Origin of the sequence: Salegentibacter salarius (assembly GCF_900168265.1) — a bacterium.
Taxonomy (GTDB): domain Bacteria; phylum Bacteroidota; class Bacteroidia; order Flavobacteriales; family Flavobacteriaceae; genus Salegentibacter; species Salegentibacter salarius.
The window spans coordinates 120,982-139,106 of the sequence record NZ_FVZF01000002.1; the positions used below are offsets into that span (position 1 = coordinate 120,982).

8 protein-coding genes and 1 pseudogene are annotated in these 18,125 nt (G+C 38.2%); 1 reads left to right on the forward strand and 8 read right to left on the reverse strand.

All coding sequences use genetic code 11. The features are described 5' to 3' along the window. Positions 1 to 38: 38 nt before the first annotated feature. Positions 39 to 1,508: pseudogene (locus B5440_RS01850) on the forward strand (SLC13 family permease). A gap of 49 nt (positions 1,509 to 1,557) precedes the next feature. Here B5440_RS01850 and B5440_RS01855 read toward each other — a convergent pair. From B5440_RS01855 to B5440_RS01890, 8 genes are all read right to left on the reverse strand, one after another. Continuing rightward, positions 1,558 to 3,258, reverse strand: a complete 1,701-nt coding sequence (locus tag B5440_RS01855; protein WP_070053792.1) for a SusD/RagB family nutrient-binding outer membrane lipoprotein — start codon at positions 3,256 to 3,258, stop codon at positions 1,558 to 1,560. 11 nt (positions 3,259 to 3,269) lie between these two features. Then, positions 3,270 to 6,359, reverse strand: coding sequence for a SusC/RagA family TonB-linked outer membrane protein (locus B5440_RS01860; RefSeq protein WP_070053793.1), 3,090 nt, complete (start codon positions 6,357 to 6,359; stop codon positions 3,270 to 3,272). Between the two features lie 196 nt (positions 6,360 to 6,555). Then, complete coding sequence (locus B5440_RS01865) at positions 6,556 to 8,793, reverse strand: GH92 family glycosyl hydrolase (RefSeq protein ID WP_070053794.1); 2,238 nt, start codon at positions 8,791 to 8,793, stop codon at positions 6,556 to 6,558. An 8-nt stretch (positions 8,794 to 8,801) separates the two neighbouring features. Next, positions 8,802 to 11,102, reverse strand: a complete 2,301-nt coding sequence (locus B5440_RS01870; protein ID WP_070053907.1) for a GH92 family glycosyl hydrolase — start codon at positions 11,100 to 11,102, stop codon at positions 8,802 to 8,804. Between the two features lie 9 nt (positions 11,103 to 11,111). Then, the gene (locus B5440_RS01875) at positions 11,112 to 12,455 is read right to left on the reverse strand and encodes an alpha-L-fucosidase (protein WP_070053795.1); all 1,344 of its coding nucleotides are present in this window, start codon (positions 12,453 to 12,455) and stop codon (positions 11,112 to 11,114) included. After that, positions 12,455 to 14,779, reverse strand: coding sequence for a beta-N-acetylhexosaminidase (locus B5440_RS01880; RefSeq protein WP_070053796.1), 2,325 nt, complete (start codon positions 14,777 to 14,779; stop codon positions 12,455 to 12,457). The genes B5440_RS01875 and B5440_RS01880 overlap by 1 nt, the downstream gene beginning before the upstream one ends. Then, positions 14,779 to 17,016, reverse strand: coding sequence for a GH92 family glycosyl hydrolase (locus B5440_RS01885; RefSeq protein WP_070053797.1), 2,238 nt, complete (start codon positions 17,014 to 17,016; stop codon positions 14,779 to 14,781). The genes B5440_RS01880 and B5440_RS01885 overlap by 1 nt, the downstream gene beginning before the upstream one ends. Continuing rightward, entirely contained in the window at positions 17,017 to 18,123 is a 1,107-nt protein-coding gene (locus tag B5440_RS01890) for a family 10 glycosylhydrolase (RefSeq protein ID WP_070053798.1), read from the reverse strand. It abuts the gene before it with no gap. Positions 18,124 to 18,125: the final 2 nt, after the last annotated feature.

Consider the following 18,125-nt stretch of genomic DNA (forward strand, 5'->3'; position numbering starts at 1 on the left):
AATTTAATATCTTGGTAGATCCTTGAGAACCATATCTAATGAATAAATTTATAAGAGCTCTAATTTTAATAGCGGGGCCATTATTATTTTTTATCCTTCAAATCATCGGGGCACCGCAATCTATGCCGCCGGCAGCTTTTGATATTCTTTGTATTACCATCTGGATGGCACTCTGGTGGGTTACCGAGGTAATCCCAATTTCGGTTACCGCTTTATTGCCCATTGTTATGTTCCCCTTAACCGGCGCTTTAGATATTGAAGCCACCACCGCTGCTTTTGGTCATAAATACGTGTTTTTATACCTGGGGGGATTTGTTCTTGCGGTAGCTATCGAAAAATGAAATCTACACCGAAGAATCGCACTTAACATCATTAACCTCATTGGAAGCAAAATAAAATTTATAATCCTCGGCTTTATGATAGCCACAGCATTTCTTTCTATGTGGATCTCCAATACCGCAACTTCAGTCATGATGCTTCCCATTGGCACCGCGATAATAAGTCAGTTGAAAAACAATCCTTTTAGTAACGAAAACGAACCTTTGGTCTTTGGTAAAGCATTAATGCTCGCTATTGCCTATAGCGCTTCTATTGGTGGAATTGGAACACTTATAGGAACACCACCAAACCTCGTTTTTGCGGGAATTGTTGAAGAATTGTACGGCATCGAGATCAGTTTCTTAAAATGGGCAATGTTAGGGATTCCTATCTCGGTTTTCTTGTTGTTTATTTGTTGGAAATACCTTACCAGTTTTGCTTTTAAATTTGATAAAGCTGAATTCCCCGGCGGGAAAGTCGAAATTAACAAACTACTGAAGTCTTTAGGAAAAATAAGCAAGCAGGAAAAGAGGGTGCTCGTTATCTTCGGTTGCACTGCTTTTCTATGGATTACAAGATCATTTTTAATCCAGCCTTTTCTTCCTTTTATAGATGATACTATAATAGCTATTGTTGCGGCAATCGCACTATTTATTGTCCCATCGGGAAAAGAGACGAAACCTTTATTAAACTAGGAAGAAGCGGTGAAAATTCCCTGGGGAATCATTTTACTTTTTGGCGGCGGAATGGCACTGGCAAAAGGTTTTAGTGAAACAGGTTTAGCGGTTTGGATAGGCGAACAACTCACTTACTTACCAAACCTGCCGTTATTTCTATTAATATTAATTCTTGTCGCTGCCGTTAATTTTCTGACAGAAGTCACCTCTAATCTGGCTACTACAGCCATGCTTCTTCCGATTTTAGCGCCTATGGCTTTAGCAATGGGGCTTCACCCCTATTTATTATTAATAAGCGCTACACTGGCCGCATCCTGCGCTTTTATGTTGCCGGTAGCAACGCCACCAAACGCAGTGGTTTTTGGCTCAGGTTATTTAAAAATTCCAGATATGATAAAAACCGGATTATGGATGAACCTGTTTTCTATTCTTTTAATAAGTATCCTGGTGTATTTCTTTTTACCCAGCATCTGGAATTTTAAGGTGAACGAGATTCCAGAAATTTTTGCATAAAAAAAGAGGGAAATAACTTCCCTCTTTTTCATTCAATTAAATATTCAGGCTAATTCTGTGCCCACCATAATTCAGTTCCCTGTTCATCTGGTCCCTGTTCCTGTATGGCCGCTTCAACATTTGCTCCGTTTGTATTGTACTCCTGGTTTCCATATCTCATTCGCTGAGGATATTCACCATTAAGAGTTCCTGCTGCATAGATATCGTAATCTGATACTCCATTTGCTAATTCAACAGGATATCCTGTATCTCTTACTACTGCCCATGCTTCAAAACCATCTGTATAAGAAACGATCCATCTTTGGATAGCGATTTTCTCTAAATTTTCTTCATCGGTTCCGTTTAATTGAGCCATTTCTTCATTAGCAATGAAAGCTTCAATCTCGCTTTCCTCCACTCTCCAAATTTTCATGGCCTGTCTTATTCCCTCCTGATATAATGCCTGAGCATCACCAGAACTAAGACCTTTTACGATAGCCTCAGCTTGTAGAAAGTTTCCTTCGGCTGCAGTAAATACAATTTCAGGAAAGATCTCCAGTCCCTGGTTTTTTGGATTAATAACCCAATCTGCCGGTTCAGAAAACAAATCGTTTTTTACGTGAGGATAAATTTCAGGATTCAATCTTGATGGTTGCCCAACATAGTAATCCTGATCCTGAGGTACAGAAATTGTAAATTCATCTCCAGAACCACTTCTTGTATATGGCACCCCAGCATTATCAAGTTCAGCTAAAACAAACTCTACGTGTTTATCAAAAAGAGAGGCTCCTGCACCCTCAGCTGGTCTTGTAAAAGTGAAATCTCCTCCAATAATAGGCTCAGCGTAACGCGACAATCTTGGATCGTTATTATCTCTAAGATAATCAATAAGGGTTTTTCCAACATTCCAGTGAGATCCTATCCCACCGAAGTTATGCCAGATATCTCCATAAGCAGCATTCCCGAATTGATCTATTTCGGTATCTTTTTCCATTAGCGCATTATCCATCTCTGTGCTTAAAAGTGGAGCCTGTAAAGCTTCTGAAATTGCTGTTTCGGCAAAATCTGCTCCAGGAGCACCTTGCGCTCTTAGGGCCATTCTTAACTTCAGGGTGTTTGCCAGTTTTTTCCATTGCTGAAGATCTCCATTAAAGAATAAATCGTTTTCAGCGAGAAGTTCAATTCCATCACCAGTTACTGTTTGCTCTCCAATAATCTCCATCGCCTGATCTAACTCAGCAATTACTCCACGATAAATCTCAGATTGGCTATCTAATTTTGGGGTAATAATGTCTGGATCTAAAGCTTCTGAGTAAGGTACCATTCCAAAAGTATCGGTATACATTTGGTAATAGAGACCTTTCATTACCAAACCAAGCGCGTAAAAATTCTGATTTTCCAGGTCTCCGCCTTCACCCACAAAATTTTGATAAACACTTAGGTTACTCACATAACCTGCTATCCAACCGTAAGTGGCATCGGTATACCCTGCGCTGTAATTATAACCAAGAGAACCGGACCACCAGCAACCGTTATAACCAAAAGTGAATTGACCAGCAAATCTATCGGCGTGAATTAATTGCGCTCTCCAATAGGGAAAACGGTTAGGCGCATAAAGTTCTATTTGAATTCCGGTAAGAAAGTATTTCGCACTTACTTCTTCAGATCCAAATGCATCAGGTCTTGTATTGATCTCCTCAAAATCGGAACATCCGGCAAGTAAAAAGACCAACAACAAGCTTGTGCCAATTGTCTTTAAAATTCCTTTCATAATTATTTTTATTAAAATTTAATATTAATGTTTAAACCAAGACTACGAATAGTTGGTGCATTGTTAAGGGAAATACCCTGTCCTGAAAGTCCTGTACCAATAGAAGAATCAGGATCTATATCTTCAGCCTCTTTATATATAAAGAATAAATTTCTACCAATTAAACCAACAGAGGCAGAAGTTAAACCTATATTACTTATAGACTCCCCTGGTAACCTGTAAGTTAAGGCAAATTCTCTTAATCTCACATTGGTTTGATCATAAACATAGTTTGAAGTGATACCGGAGTAACTACCCCAATATTGTTGTGCAGTAATCTGAGTATCGTTTGGTTGCCCCGTTTCCTCATTAATTGCATCCACGACTATTCCTTCATCTCTATATCGCAGGCTTCTTTCAGAAACACCGGCAGCATCAAGATAAGATGAGGTTGCCGAGTAAATTTCTCCTCCAAATCTACCATCTATAAGAAATCTAAAGTTCCAGTTCTTATAGCTTAAAGTATTGGTAATACCTCCGATTAAGTCTGGTTGGGCATTCCCTAATTTCTCTCTCTCTGTAGAAGCTATTGGGAATCCTTCTGCGTTAACTAATCTTTCCCCATTCTCGTTAGTTTTCCAGGTGGTACCGTATAAATCACCAATTCCTCCTCCTACTTCTGCTCTAACTGATAGACCTCCCAGACTATTCAATACCGTATAATCCAGACCATCAATTAAACTTACCAGTTTATTATTATTTCTGGAGATATTGGCTGAAATATCCCACCTAAAGTTTTTATTTTGTACAGGTACACCGCCAATCATAAGTTCAAAACCGTTGTTTTTTACTTCTCCCACATTTTCTTTGAAGAAACTATATCCAGTAGAGAAAGGCACAGGAACGTTGAAGATCATATCATTGGTTACGATTTCATATATAGTGAAATCTCCATACAACCGGTTCTTAAACATATTGAACTCCACACCAAATTCGGTAGATTTTACACTTTCCGGCCTTAGATCTGGATTTAGTTTTACGCTAGGACCTTCCAAAACAGTTAAACCTAAATAACCCTGTTGCGGTACACTAAAAGTTTGGTATAACTGATACACTCCAGTATCATTACCCACTTCTGCCCAACTGGCTCTCACTTTAAGCATATCCAGGAAGTCTTTATCTGGATCTATAAATCGGTTAACCAATAAAGAATAACTTACGGAAGGATAAAAGAAAGACCTATTATCTTCACTTAAAGTTGATGACCAATCGTTTCTGGCGGTTAAATCTAAATACATAAAATCATCGTAAGAAAAACTAAAAGATCCATACAATGAATTGATCTTTTTAATTCCCAACGGAGTATGTGTACTGGTTTGAACATTAGTATTGTTTAAAAAAGCCCTGGAAGGCAATCTAAATTGATTTCCACTAACACTCATTCCTTCAAAAGTACGTTTTGACAAACTTCCACCCACATTGGCAACCAGGTTTAATTTTTCTGTAAGGTCTTTATTGGCTGTAAATAAGAAATCACTGTTTATTTCTACGTTCTTACGACTAGAAAAATTCAAGCGACCATCATAAAAGAAGTGATGTCCATAATCCTGGATATTCTCTGTTCTAACGTTGGTAACATCTCCCCCAATTCTAATAAAAGCAGAAAGCCAATCATTAAACTCATAATTTAATTTTGTAAAACCTAGAAAACGATCTCTACGCTCATCATTGGTATCCTGATTTAGCATCCAATATGGGTTACCAATACTCTTGTTCTGCCCGGCATAACTTATTGCCCCATATTCGTCAGGAAACATTTCTGGGTTAGGCCATAAAGATGGCTTATATCTTTTTAGATCATCTATAGCAACATTTCTAGGCATGGTATAAACATAAGCCATAACACCCTCTGTACCCACATTCACTCTATTTTCAAGTTCCTGAGTAAAATAGGTGGCCTTACTATCTAAAGTTAATTTATCAGATAAATCTATAACCCCTCTTAAATTAAAGTTGTGGCTATGAAGTTCAGAATTAGGAATAACCGAAGTTGTTTGGTTATTGGTATAAGAGAATCTTACACTGTGGTTTTCTCCACCCTGATCCATTGAAATGGTATTAATACTTTTAATTCCATTTTCAAAGAAATCTTCAACATTATCTGGCTGTGCAGTATATGCTCTCTGCTCTCCCGTATAGTATAATTGTTGAGAACCATCTAAAAGTGGCCCCCAGGAATTAGATCCAAAATTATCTAAATCGGCATAAACAGCACCATTGGTTCCCTGCCCATATTGGTTTTGGTAATCTGGCAGGAACATAGTTTCTTCTATAGAAACATTTGAATTAACCGATATACCCAACCCGGCACCTCTTGTACCTTTTTTAGTAGTAATTAATATTACACCACTGGCAGCTCTTGAACCATATAATGCAGCAGCGTTTGGCCCTTTTAATACTGAAATTGATTCAATATCTGCAGGGTTAATATCTGTAATTCCACCACCGGTAACGGTACTATTATAAATACTACCTCCAGATTCGTTTCCAGATGCATCAATTGGAATACCATCTACTACAACCAAAGCCTGGTTGTTTCCGGTTAAGGTGTTATTACCACGAATAGTAATACGAGAACCAGAACCAACTCCACTGGCCTGATTAACTACCAAACCGGCAACTTTACCTACCAAAGAGCTGGCAACATTATAATCTTTAACTGTATTTACTTCTTCAGAATCTAACTCGGTTACGGAGTAACCAAGTGATTTTTTCTCTCTGGTTAAGCCCAGAGAAGTAACCACAACCTCATCTAAAGCTTCCGTATCTGGAGCAAGTTCTAAGTTGATTGTAGTCTGACCGTTTACAGGAACTTCCTGTTTCATAAATCCTACCATAGAAAAGACTAAAGTAGCATCATCTGCAACCTCCAGAGAATAATTTCCGTCAAAATCTGTAGAGGTCCCATTACTGGTTCCTTTTTCCAGTACAGTAACTCCCGGTAAAGGCATTCCGTTTTCAGAATCTGTTACTGTTCCGGTTACTGTTTGCTCCTGCGCAATCAAGTTTTGATTAAATGAAAAAAACATTAATCCAAGCAGGAATAATAATTTTTTACCCATGTGTAATTAGTTTTGGTTAGAATTTTACGCCTTTATAGCGCATTTCGATTATAAATTTAAATAAATGTTAGAAATGTGTTAACCATTTCAGAAAGTTTTCGACAGATAACAAATTTGAACAGCTAAACAACTAACATAAACGAAAACGTTTAAGCTAAATTAATAAGAAGTAATTTATCTTAACTAATTTTTTTAATTAATTATCAACAGTAATTAAATTTATTTTTTTAGAATTTAGGAAGTCATTATGATTTATGAAGAAATCTTTTAGGAGAAATGCGGGGGATTTATCGCTATTGCTAGTTTCCTCTGAAGATCGATAATTTATTATAATTGACTCATTATCATAATACTGATCGTTGAGATTAATCTTTATTTGTTCAAAAGCTGGTTTTGTGAATGTGTAAATAGGTTCTGCAGGAGTTACAGGATAGAATCCCATCATTGAATACACCAACCAGGCGCTCATAGTACCCGTATCGTCGTTCCCGGGAAGACCAGCCGGACTGTTCTTATAATACTTTTTAATAAGTTCGGTAACTTTTGCTGAAGTTTTATATTCACTACCCTCAATATAATTATACAAATAAGGATAAAGAATATCCGGCTCATTTGCCATATCATAATGCCCTGCTTCAAATACTTTATCTAATTTATTTTCAAAACTTTCGGCGCCTCCCATAATTTTCATTAAACCTTTAATGTCATGAGGCACCATAAATAGATATTGCCAGGCATTACCTTCTATATAACCAACATTTTTTTCAAAATTAGCTCCCGCGAGAGGGTCAAAAGGCTGATACCATTTTCCACTGCTATATTTTGGCTGTAAAAATCCAGTTTCTGAATTGTAAAGCTTTTTATAGGAAAAAGCCCGGTCTGAGAAGGTTTTATAATCTTTTTCTTTACCTAAACTTTTTGCTAATTGCGCGATAGCATAATCGGCAATATTATATTCCAATGTGGTAGAAACAGGTCCGGGTACACCGCTATCAACTCCTACATAACCGTTATCAACATACTGTTTAAGGCCAGGGCGTAAAGGATTGCTAACTGTATCAAGCGCACTTTTCAGCATAGCTTTATAAGCTTTCTCTACATCAAAATCGGTTAAACCTCTTAAATAAGTATCAGAAATTACTACAGCTGCGGGATCTCCCACCATGGTAAATGTTTCGGTTGAATTTAACTCCCATTTTGGCAGCCACCCATTTTCATCATACATGGCTAACATAGATTTCACCATCTCCAATTGCTCTTGCGGATATAGCAAACTCATTAATTGATGGTAATTTCTATAGGTATCCCAAAGTGAGAATGTGGTATATCTTGTTCCTTCGGTTTTTCCTGTTTTCCCAGTGGCAATTTCAGGATACTCTCCATTAAAATCATTTAAAATATTGGGATGAATCTGTGTATGGTATAAAGCCGTGTAGAAAATAGTTTTATCGTCTTCACTTACGCCTTCAACTTCTACAACTTTAAGCTTCTTATTCCACGCTTCTTTTGTTTGTTCATACACTTCCTCAAAAGATAAATCCCCAACCTCTTTATCTAAATTTTCTCGAGCATTTTCAAGACTCACATAAGAAATACCAATTTTAACTTCTACCTCCTGGGGCTCATTGAAATCATAAGTCATGTAAGCTCCAATACTATCACCCATAACTTCCCGAGTAAAACCTTCTTTTATCCGGGTTTTACCATTATACGTCATCCATTGCGCTTCCTCGCCTTCATAATTATAAGGAGTTTTCCATATCCCAAACTCATCTGCCGGTTTTGAAAAATTAGCCACAAAATAAACAGGATAAGCTGCTTCTGCATTATTATAGCAAAAAGAACCCACAGTGCGCATTCCCTCAATTTCGGTAGGGGAAACAACATGAACCATTGCCCCCTGCTCATTGGTGAGCCCTAAGCCTAAATTCAATAAAATATTAGATTTTCCTGCCGGAAAGGAATACCTCGAAACACCAACTCTTGTACTTGCCGTAGCTTCTGCCCTTACCTTATATTTATCCAGGTTGGCTGAATAATACCCGGCCTTCGCTGTTTCCTCAGAATAAGTACTCCCATATTTTAAATGATCTGTTTCCAATTCTCCGGTAGTAGGCATGGTGATAATGACTCCAAGATCAGGGCAACCTACCCCGCTCATATTCACGTGTGAAAAACCGGTTAGAAATTTATTTTCATATACGTAAGGATTAGACAGCCACTGGCTATCCTTTTCTAAAGGATTAAGATCTATTCTTCCCGCAACATTAAACGGGGAAACACTTGCCATCCCACGTGGCGCAATTGCTCCCGGATTAGTAGCTCCATAATTAGAGGTTCCTATAAACGGGTTTACATAATCTACCGGAGCTTGTTGTGCTGATATAAATCCAAAAATTAAAAAAGCCAGCAGAGATAAATAAACATTTTTCATAAGTCGAATTATTTAGTATCTGAACTCAAAGAAAATGGAACTGCCTCTTTGTTAACCCCTCTTTCCTTATTAGGAGTGTTAGTCATTTCAAGTTGAAGTGTACCACCTCGCATCATATCCTCATAATTCAGGTAATTCTTGTTCCAATCCTTTCCGTTTAGGGAGGCTGATTCTATATAAAAGTTTTCTTCGGAATTATTCTTAGCTATAATCTTAAATTCATTTCCATTCTGAAGTTGTAAGGTAGCTTTGTCAAATAGTGGGCTACCAATTACATATTGAGGAGCTCCCGGGGTAACGGGATAAAATCCTAATGAACTAAAAACGTACCAGGCAGAAGTTTGACCATTATCTTCATCTCCGGGATATCCATCTGGAGTTGGAGCATAAAGTTTAGTAAGAACTTCTCTAATTCTCTGCTGAGTTTTCCATGGTTCTCCGGCATAATTATATAAATAAATCATATGCTGAATGGGTTGATTTCCGTGGGCATAATTTCCCATATTCACTATTTGCATTTCCCTGATCTCGTGAATGGTAAAACCATAATAGGAATCATCAAATTCGGGAGGCATTTCAAAAACTTCATCTAATTTTCCTGTAAATTCCTCTTCGCCGCCCATAAGATCAATAAGTCCTTCAACATCCTGGAACACACTCCAGGTATAATGCAAACTATTCCCTTCTGTAAAGGCATCGCCCCATTTCAATGGATTAAAAGGTTCCTGAAAAGTTCCGTCTTCATTCTTACCGCGCATGAGATTAGTAGAAGGATCAAATAATTTTTTATAATTATAAGCCTGTCTATAAAAACGGTCTGCAATTTCTTCTTTCCCCAGGTCTTCTGCCATTTTTGCTATGGTCCAGTCGGCATAAGCGTACTCCAGGGTTCTGGCTGCGTTTTCGTTTATATCTACATCATACGGGACATAACCCAGTTCGTTGTAATAATTTAAGCCTTCCCGACCAACAGATGCTACCGGACGGCCTTCTTCAATATTGGCATTTTTAAGAATTGCCTCAAAAAGCACCTCAACATCTTCAGGATATACATTTCCTTTTAAATAGGCATCTGCAATTATAGGCGCCGAATTAGAACCAATCATCACATCTCTATGCCCGGGGCTCGCCCATTCCGGTAGCCAGCCAGATTCTTTATAGGTATTGGCTAAACCGGCCATTATTTTTTTATTCAGCTCGGGATACATCATATTAAAAAACGGGAACACCGCTCTAAACGTGTCCCAGAATCCATTATCGGTAAACATATAGCCTCGTAAAACCTCACCATTATACGGACTGTAATGTACCCGCTCTCCTTCTTTATTTATTTCGTAAAACTTCCGCGGAAATAATAAAACCCGGTAAAGACTGGAATAAAAAGTTTCAATATGATCTGTATTATTACCTTCTACCTGAATTCTACCAAGCTCCTTATTCCATATTTCTTTAGCATTATTTTTCGCCTCTTTAAAATCACTTTCACCAATTTCTGAATCCAGATTTAGCTGTGCCTGTTCTGGACTAATAAATGAAGAAGCTACTTTTACATTCACTTCCTCACCCTTTTTGGTTTTAAAACCAATTATAGCTCCTACATGATCGGCCTCTGCGTTATTAGAGTCCTGCTGAAGTTCCCAACCGTCTTTCCAGGTATGATTAACTTCAAAATCCTTATCAAATTCAGCTACAAAATAATTATGAAAATTCTCCGGCACTCCGCCATGATTATTCCTGGCGTATCCAATAATCTTACGTTCTTCAGGAATAATTTTCACCATAGAACCTTTATTAAAAGCATCCAGCACTATATAAGAACTATCTGACTCCGGAAAAGTAAATTTAAAATGTGCGGCACGCTCGGTGGGAGCCACCTCTGCCGTCACATCATAATCGGCGAGGTAGACGCTATAATGATGTGGCTTTGCGGTTTCAGCCTTATGCGAAAACCAGGAGGCCCTTTCTTCTTCCTCAAATTTTAACTGTCCCGTTATCGCCATTAAGGAAAAGGCTGCGTAGTCATTAAGCCACGGACTTGGTTGATGGGTTTGTTTTATGCCTCGAATTTTATAATCATCGTATTTATAGGCCCAGCCATCGCCCATTTCGGCGGTTTGTGGAGTCCAGAAATTCATGCCCCAGGGAAGTGCAATGGCCGGATAGGTATTCCCATTAGACAAATCGAAAGTTGAATCTGTTCCCATCAGGGTATTCACATAATCTACATAAGAGATTTCGCTTTCCTGCGCATAAGTATTTGCTGAAAAAACAAGCGTAAAAAGCGTACCAAATAATACATTTAATTTCATTCCCATATTTTAATTTAATTCTACGGCATTTCCATGCCCTCTATATAATTCAAGCTCTCCATCAAGTTTTACTTCCAAAACCGTAACATATTTATCTAAACTTGCTTCTGAAGGCAATGATATTCTCAAGATTCCGGGGATATTATTCCAGGCGGCACCACCATTTCTTTCAAAATCTAATTCCTCTCTACTTCCCAAAACACGGATAGATTTCACCTTATTCTGGATACCTTTTAGGGAGATATAATTTTTGGGATCCTGAAGCATAAAAAGGTATAATTTGGTATTGTCTTTATTTAAAGTAGTTGGACCATAAAAATGCCCATAAGGAAGCCCGGCCTTAGTACCGGAAATAGCATCGTTATTTTTAGCTATCCATTTTCCAAGTTCTTTAAGCCTGTATTCCTGTTCTTGCGGAATAGTACCATCGGGCTTAGGGCCTATATTCAGCAATAAATTTCCACCGGAACCTATTACCTCGGCAAAAGTTCTAATTATTTGAGAAGCTGGTTTGTAATTAGTGTCAGAAGGAAAATACCCCCAATTATCATTCATAGTCATACAAAATTCCCAGGGACCTTCAGGCCTTACCACCGGCACTCCCTGCTCTGGAGTACTGTAATCCCCATATTGATTCAGCCGGGAATTAACTATTACGTTTGGATTCCTGGACAATAAAGAATCTTTAAGGCTTTTCGCTCTCCATTCTTCTGCACTATGCTCCCAATCTCCATCGAACCAAAATAGATCTGGGTTATAATTATCCTGTAATTCCTTTATCTGGTTTTTATAGAAATACACGAATCTTTCCCAGGCAGGCCAGTTATTCTGATTCTTCTGTGAATAATTTTTTCGGGTATCAGGTCTTGGAAAAACAACTTTATAATCGGGATGAGACCAATCCGGTAAAGAATAGTACAATCCCACTTTAAGGTCGTTTTTTCTCATTGCTTTTACAAGAGGATCAACCAGGTCTTTGTCGGCAGGAGTTTTTTTCGCAACATTAAGTTTGCTTAAATTGGTATCCCAAAGTGCAACCCCATCATGATGTTTTGTAGTAAGCACCGCATAATCGGCCCCCACTTCTTTAAATAACTTTGCCCAGGCTTCAGGATCGTAATTTTTGGCCGTAAATTCTTTAGACTGATCCATGTAATTTTCATAAGAGATCTGCTTATGATATAAAGACCAGGATTCTGTTATTCCATTAACTGCATAATACCCCCAATGGATAAATATTCCCAATTTGGCATCTTCAAACCAAGCCATCTTTTCTTTCGCTTTTTGCGAATCTTGCGCAAAACAAAATTGAGTGCAACAAAGAAAAATAAGTATTAAGCTTTTTACTCTCATTATTCTATAATTATTTCATCAACAAAAAGCCAGGCTTTACCTCTTCCCGGTAATCCTTTATAAGTATCTATCCTTAATTTAATAAATTTAGCTTCCTGAGGCTTTACTTTTATTTCAAAGTCCTTTAAACTAACAGCACCATTGATCTTAAAGTCTCTGCTTACTTCTCCTATCTTGCTATATTCCTCTCCATTCTTAGACGCAAAAGCAGAAATCTTTACGGGGAAGTAAATCCCGGAGCCCTGGTTTTCCATAGTTCCGACTTTCAAACTTTCTATTTGAGTAGATTTCTCAAGGTCTATAGTAACTTCTACATCTTCACCCAGCCAACCAAGCCATTGACCATCGTGGAAATTTTTGGTAGCTCTAATCACATTTACCGCAGTATTCTTACCAATACCTGTATAGTTATCGTTATATTTTGGCTTATAACTAACTTTCTTTCCCACAGCTTTATGAAAATGAAAATTCTTAACCAAAGTATCGCCTTTAGGTTTTCCATTCTCATAAACGGCAGCACTTAAAACACTGCTCTCATCAACAACAACAGGTTTTTTGTATAAAGGAGAAGAGGCATTTAGATTCTTATCATTTAATGTATATCTAATTTCTGAATTTGGAAATTCATTCTGTAAAACTATTTTAATTTTACCGGAGCTTGAATCTACTTCACTCTTTGCAGTTACTGAGTAAGCACTGGTTGCATAATTAATATCCATAAGGTCGAAACGTTTGAACATAGCCTGCAACCTTCGGGAGAAATCTGCCCAGTCTTTTTTATCTTCTGGAGTCCAAAGCACTTCCGATAATGCGGCTAACCTGGGGAAAAGCATATATTCTGAAAGCTCTGGCGTTGCGATAAACTCAGACCATAAATTGGCCTGCCCGCCCAATACATGTTTTTTCTGAGCAGTACTCATGCTATCTACCACAGGATCAAAATTATAAACTTTGCTTAGCGGAGTGAAACCGGAAAATGCCATTGGCTCTGTATTGAAATCACCCTGGTAGAAATTGAAGTACACGTGACTTCCCGGAGTCATGATCACATCGTGCCCCTGTTCCGAAGCTTCCCAACCTCCTTTGGTGCCTCTCCAGCTCATTACTGTAGCGCCGGGAGCGAGGCCACCTTCTAAAATCTCATCCCAACCAATTAAAACCCGGTCATGAGAACTTATAAATTCTTCCATTCGGCGAATAAAGTAGCTTTGTAATTCATCCACACCAGTCAGGCCTTCTTCTCTTATTCTACGCTGACAATCCTTGCATTTTTCCCATTCTGTTTTGGTCGCTTCGTCTCCACCTACATGAATATATTTTGAAGGAAACAACTCTAACACTTCTAACAATACATTTTCTAAAAACTCAAAAGTCTCTTCTTTTCCTGCACAGTAAATATCGGTTATGGGCCAAACACCCCCGGAAGGCACAGCTACCGGTTTCCCTGTACAGGAAAGTTCTGGATATGCAGCAATTGCACTGGTGACGTGAGCTGGCATTTCAATTTCAGGCACTACCTCTATCCCGTGTTTCGCAGCGTAGGCAACAATTTCTTTAATATCTTCCTGGGTATAAAATCCTCCGTAAGTAGCTTCTTCCCCCGGTTTATTATCACTGCGAGCATCCCAATGCTTATCTTCCTGGTCTACTCTAAAAGCGCCAACTTCAGTAAGCTTTGGGTATTTCTTGATATCAATTCTCCAGCCCTGATCGTCTACCAAATGCAAATGAAGGGTGTTCATTTTCAGGAAAGCAAGCCTATCTATAGTTTTAAAAATATATTCTTTCTCAAAGAAATGCCTGGAAACATCTAACATTAATCCCCGCCATTCAAATCTAGGTTCATCACTTATTTCTATCTGCGGAATTTGCCAGTTTACATCACTTATTTCTTCTTTACTTTCAATTTCTAAAGGGAGCAATTGGCGCAAGGTTTCTATAGCATAAATAAATCCCGCAGAGGCTGCAGCTTCAATAATAATCTTTTCCTCCTCTACTAAAAGTTTATAAGCTTCCTCATTCAAATCCTTATTTTCTTTAAACTGAATGAAATTAGTTTGAGGCTTTTCTTCAAGTATTTTCAGTTCCCAGCCTGCGGCAGCACTAAATTTAGAGTTTAATAACTGCGCAATTTCCTTTTGTTGAGTTTCTTTTACCACAAAGCTGGTTTCCTTTGTGAAGTTAAAACTACCCTCATTTAACTTCAATTCCTTAGGCATGGGAATAAGGTTGAGCTCGTTTTCTGAAAAGGTCTTTTCTTTATTCCCAGAACAGGCCGAAACGACTAAAACTGGAAAACATAAGAGGTAGTATAAATATTTCATTATTGGTAGATTTTATCAGGCTTTGGTGTTTTAATCGATCTCTTTCCAGATTCTTGATTCCGAGCCTTGTTGCTCATCACAAAGGTTAATTCCCCGCCCGAAATAATTTCTTTATGGGTTATAAATGCACGATCCAGCTTTTCACCATTAAGCAAAACACTTTTCACGAAAATATTATTTGGTGAAAAATTTTCTGTTCTTATACTAAAAGACTTGTTTCCAGGTAATTTTATTTCAGCATTTTCAAAAAGTGGCGCCCCAAGTATATAGGTGCCTTGGGCAGGGTTTACAGGATAAAAGCCAAGAGAACTGAAAATGTACCAGGAAGACATTTGTCCGCAATCTTCATTTCCACAATGTCCCGCAGGCTCGTTTTTGTATTGAGTTGTGAGAATTTCTCTTACCAGCTTTTGCGTTTCAGATGGTTTATCTACGTAATTATATAAATAGGCAACGTGATGGCTTGGCTCATTACCATGAGCATACTGGCCAATCATTCCGGTGCTAAAAATTGGCAGCTTATCTGTGGCTTTAGGATAATAGGAAAACATAGAATCCAGTTTTTGCTCAAACCTTTGCTCTCCTCCTAATTGTTGTGAAAGGGCTGGAATATCCTGCGGTACAAACCAGAAATATTGCCAGGCATTGCTTTCACTAAAAAATTTTGTGTATTCTTTTGGAACGAAATTTTCAACAAATTCTCCATCTTCAGTTTTGGGGCGGAAAAAACTGCTTTGTTCATCATAAATATTCTTCCAGTTCTGAGAACGTTCCAGGAAATAATTATAATCGGCTGTTTTCCCCAAATCCTTTGCAAACATTGCTACACACCAATCATCGTAAGCATATTCAAGAGTTTTTGAAACGCTCCAATCTTCGTTTTCTTCCCCTGCAGGTACATAGCCCATTTCCCGGTAAACATCAATTTCTCTGTCATTAGCCATTGCACTTTCTTTACAAGCTTTATAAGCTAATTCAGCATCAAATTCAAAACCTTTAAAATATGCATCTACTACTACCGGAACAGCGTGGTAACCCAGCATCATATTGGTTTCATTTCCCTGCATAGACCAAACCGGAAGCAATCCGGTTTCTTTGTAATGAGCCAACATCGATTTTATAAAATCAGGTACTTTTTCCTGCTGAATAATTGTGTAAAGTGGATGCGCCGCCCGAAAAGTATCCCATAAAGAGAAGGTGTCGTAACGTTCAAAATCCCTGGCTGTTGCTATTTCCCCATTAGCTCCCTTATAATTTCCATTAGGGTCGCTAAGTAAGGTTGGCGCTAACATAGATTGATACATCATCGTATAGAAAACCGATTTTTGGTCTTCATCAGCAGTCTTAATTTTTATTTTTTCCAGTTCTTGCTGCCAAACCTCATCGGCATCTTTCTTGAAATCATCAAAACTAAAACCTGGTGCTTCCTTTTTTAGACTGGCATAAGCTCCTGCAATATTTGCGGAAGAAACTCCTGTTTTTACAACTATCTGTTCTTGAGAAGTTGTTTTATAATTCAGAATTATTTTGATGTTCGTCCCGGTAATTCCTGTTCCTGAAATCTCTTTTTCATCATTGAAAAGCTGAAAATTTTTAAAAGCTTTAGAAAGCTTCATCACAAAATAAACCCGCTGATCTTTGGCCCATCCTGTAGACTTTCTATAGCCTTCAATAACCGAATCGTTTACCACTTTAATATGAGTTTCAGTTGGGCGATCCCAGTTCATCGCATAACCTAAATCTACATGAATTTGAGAAAGCGAATCTTTAGGAAAAGTATAGCGATGAATCCCGGTTCTTTTAGTTGCGGTAAGTTCAGCTTTAATATCATAATCTAAAAGCTGCACCGAATAGTACCCTGGAGAAGCTTCTTCTTTATCATGACTGAATTTTGAAAAAGGTTTATTGTTATTCTCCGGAATTCGTTTAGAAAAACGGCTATTGGTGGGCATCACTAAAATATCATAAAGATCGCCAGCACCGGTTCCAGAAAGATGCATATGAGAGAAACCGCTAATTATGGAATCCTGGTAAAAATAACCTGAAATGCGATCCCAGCCTCCAATCCCTATATCGGGACTTAGCTGCACCATCCCGTAAGGAACGGTGGCACCGGGATAAGTATTTCCCGGGCCATCGGTTCCAATAAAGGGGTTTACATATTCCGTAAGCCTATGCTTTTGGGCAAAAGCAGAAACAGTAAACAGCATTAATAAAAACAAACCTAAATTCTTCATCTATTTACTCGCTTCTTTTATAGCTTTTAGTTGCTCTTTGGTAAGCGCATTCCCATCGAAAAACGAAATACCTTTGGCACCATTTTCTTTAGCAAGATCAATTGCCTGGGTAACATCTTCTGCACTCATAGGCGGCAGATAAATTCCTGTATGTAAATCGGTGTTTTTACCTTTTAGGTCTTGCACACCTTGTTTTGTAGCAAATCCTATCCAGTCTACTTCTTCATTGTAAAAGTTATGATAGATCATAGGTAAAACAGCATCTACTTTCCATTTATCCCAACGTTGTCTCACCATATGATCGGCCATTTCTGGATATGGAAAAACAGCTGCGGTCAAGTCTTTATTGTTTTCATGTGCAATTTCATAAGCGTCATCAACTACTTCTTTAATTTTATTTAATCGGAATTGTTTCCATTCCATATCTATCGCCGGATTTTCAAAATCTCTAGGATTTTTATGGTGAATTTTCTCAAATTCAGCTACACACACATCGCAGTAACAAAAATCAAATTCAGCAAGCTCTTCTTCCTGCTCTAAATCATATTTTGGTAATAACCCTATTGGCAGAAAAATATCAGAAAATCTAATATAATCCAGGTGAACGCTGGCCACACCCTCAACTTTTGCTAGACCTTCTACCAAGCCTAAAACGTGATTTCTTGATGCTTCTCTTGTTGGGCATAGCCATTGGTAATAATCTACATAAGGCCTGGTGTCGTGGGTAGAATTCCCTTCTCTACTTACGGTATACCATTCAGGGTGTTGCAAGGCTACACTATCTCCCGGACGATTCATAGCCATAATCCAGGCGTGCACTTCCAGCCCTTCTTTTTTAGCCAGGGGTGTTATACGAGAAAGCAACTCAGGATCGGTATTGGTATTTATAAGTACCGCTTCTATCCCATTCTCACTGTATTTTTTAAATTCTGAAGTATAAGAGGAATCTGCTCTTTTAGCATCGGCAGTGGTCCAGACCCAAAATTTGAAATCTTCCTGGTTTTCCTCTGTACTGTTGTCCTGATTCTTTTTTGAGGCGGCTACGTTATCCAGGCAGGATGTAAACCCAAAGGCTAATAAGGCAATTAATAAAAGTTTAGTTTTCATAT

What these genes read in the sequence shown, in the direction of transcription:
- B5440_RS01855 (WP_070053792.1), bottom strand. Translation starts at nt 3,258, where the DNA reads ATGAAAGGAATTTTAAAGACAATTGGCACAAGCTTGTTGTTGGTCTTT.
- B5440_RS01860 (WP_070053793.1), bottom strand. Translation starts at nt 6,359, where the DNA reads ATGGGTAAAAAATTATTATTCCTGCTTGGATTAATGTTTTTTTCATTT.
- B5440_RS01865 (WP_070053794.1), bottom strand. Translation starts at nt 8,793, where the DNA reads ATGAAAAATGTTTATTTATCTCTGCTGGCTTTTTTAATTTTTGGATTT.
- B5440_RS01870 (WP_070053907.1), bottom strand. Translation starts at nt 11,102, where the DNA reads ATGAAATTAAATGTATTATTTGGTACGCTTTTTACGCTTGTTTTTTCA.
- B5440_RS01875 (WP_070053795.1), bottom strand. Translation starts at nt 12,455, where the DNA reads ATGAGAGTAAAAAGCTTAATACTTATTTTTCTTTGTTGCACTCAATTT.
- B5440_RS01880 (WP_070053796.1), bottom strand. Translation starts at nt 14,779, where the DNA reads ATGAAATATTTATACTACCTCTTATGTTTTCCAGTTTTAGTCGTTTCG.
- B5440_RS01885 (WP_070053797.1), bottom strand. Translation starts at nt 17,016, where the DNA reads ATGAAGAATTTAGGTTTGTTTTTATTAATGCTGTTTACTGTTTCTGCT.
- B5440_RS01890 (WP_070053798.1), bottom strand. Translation starts at nt 18,123, where the DNA reads ATGAAAACTAAACTTTTATTAATTGCCTTATTAGCCTTTGGGTTTACA.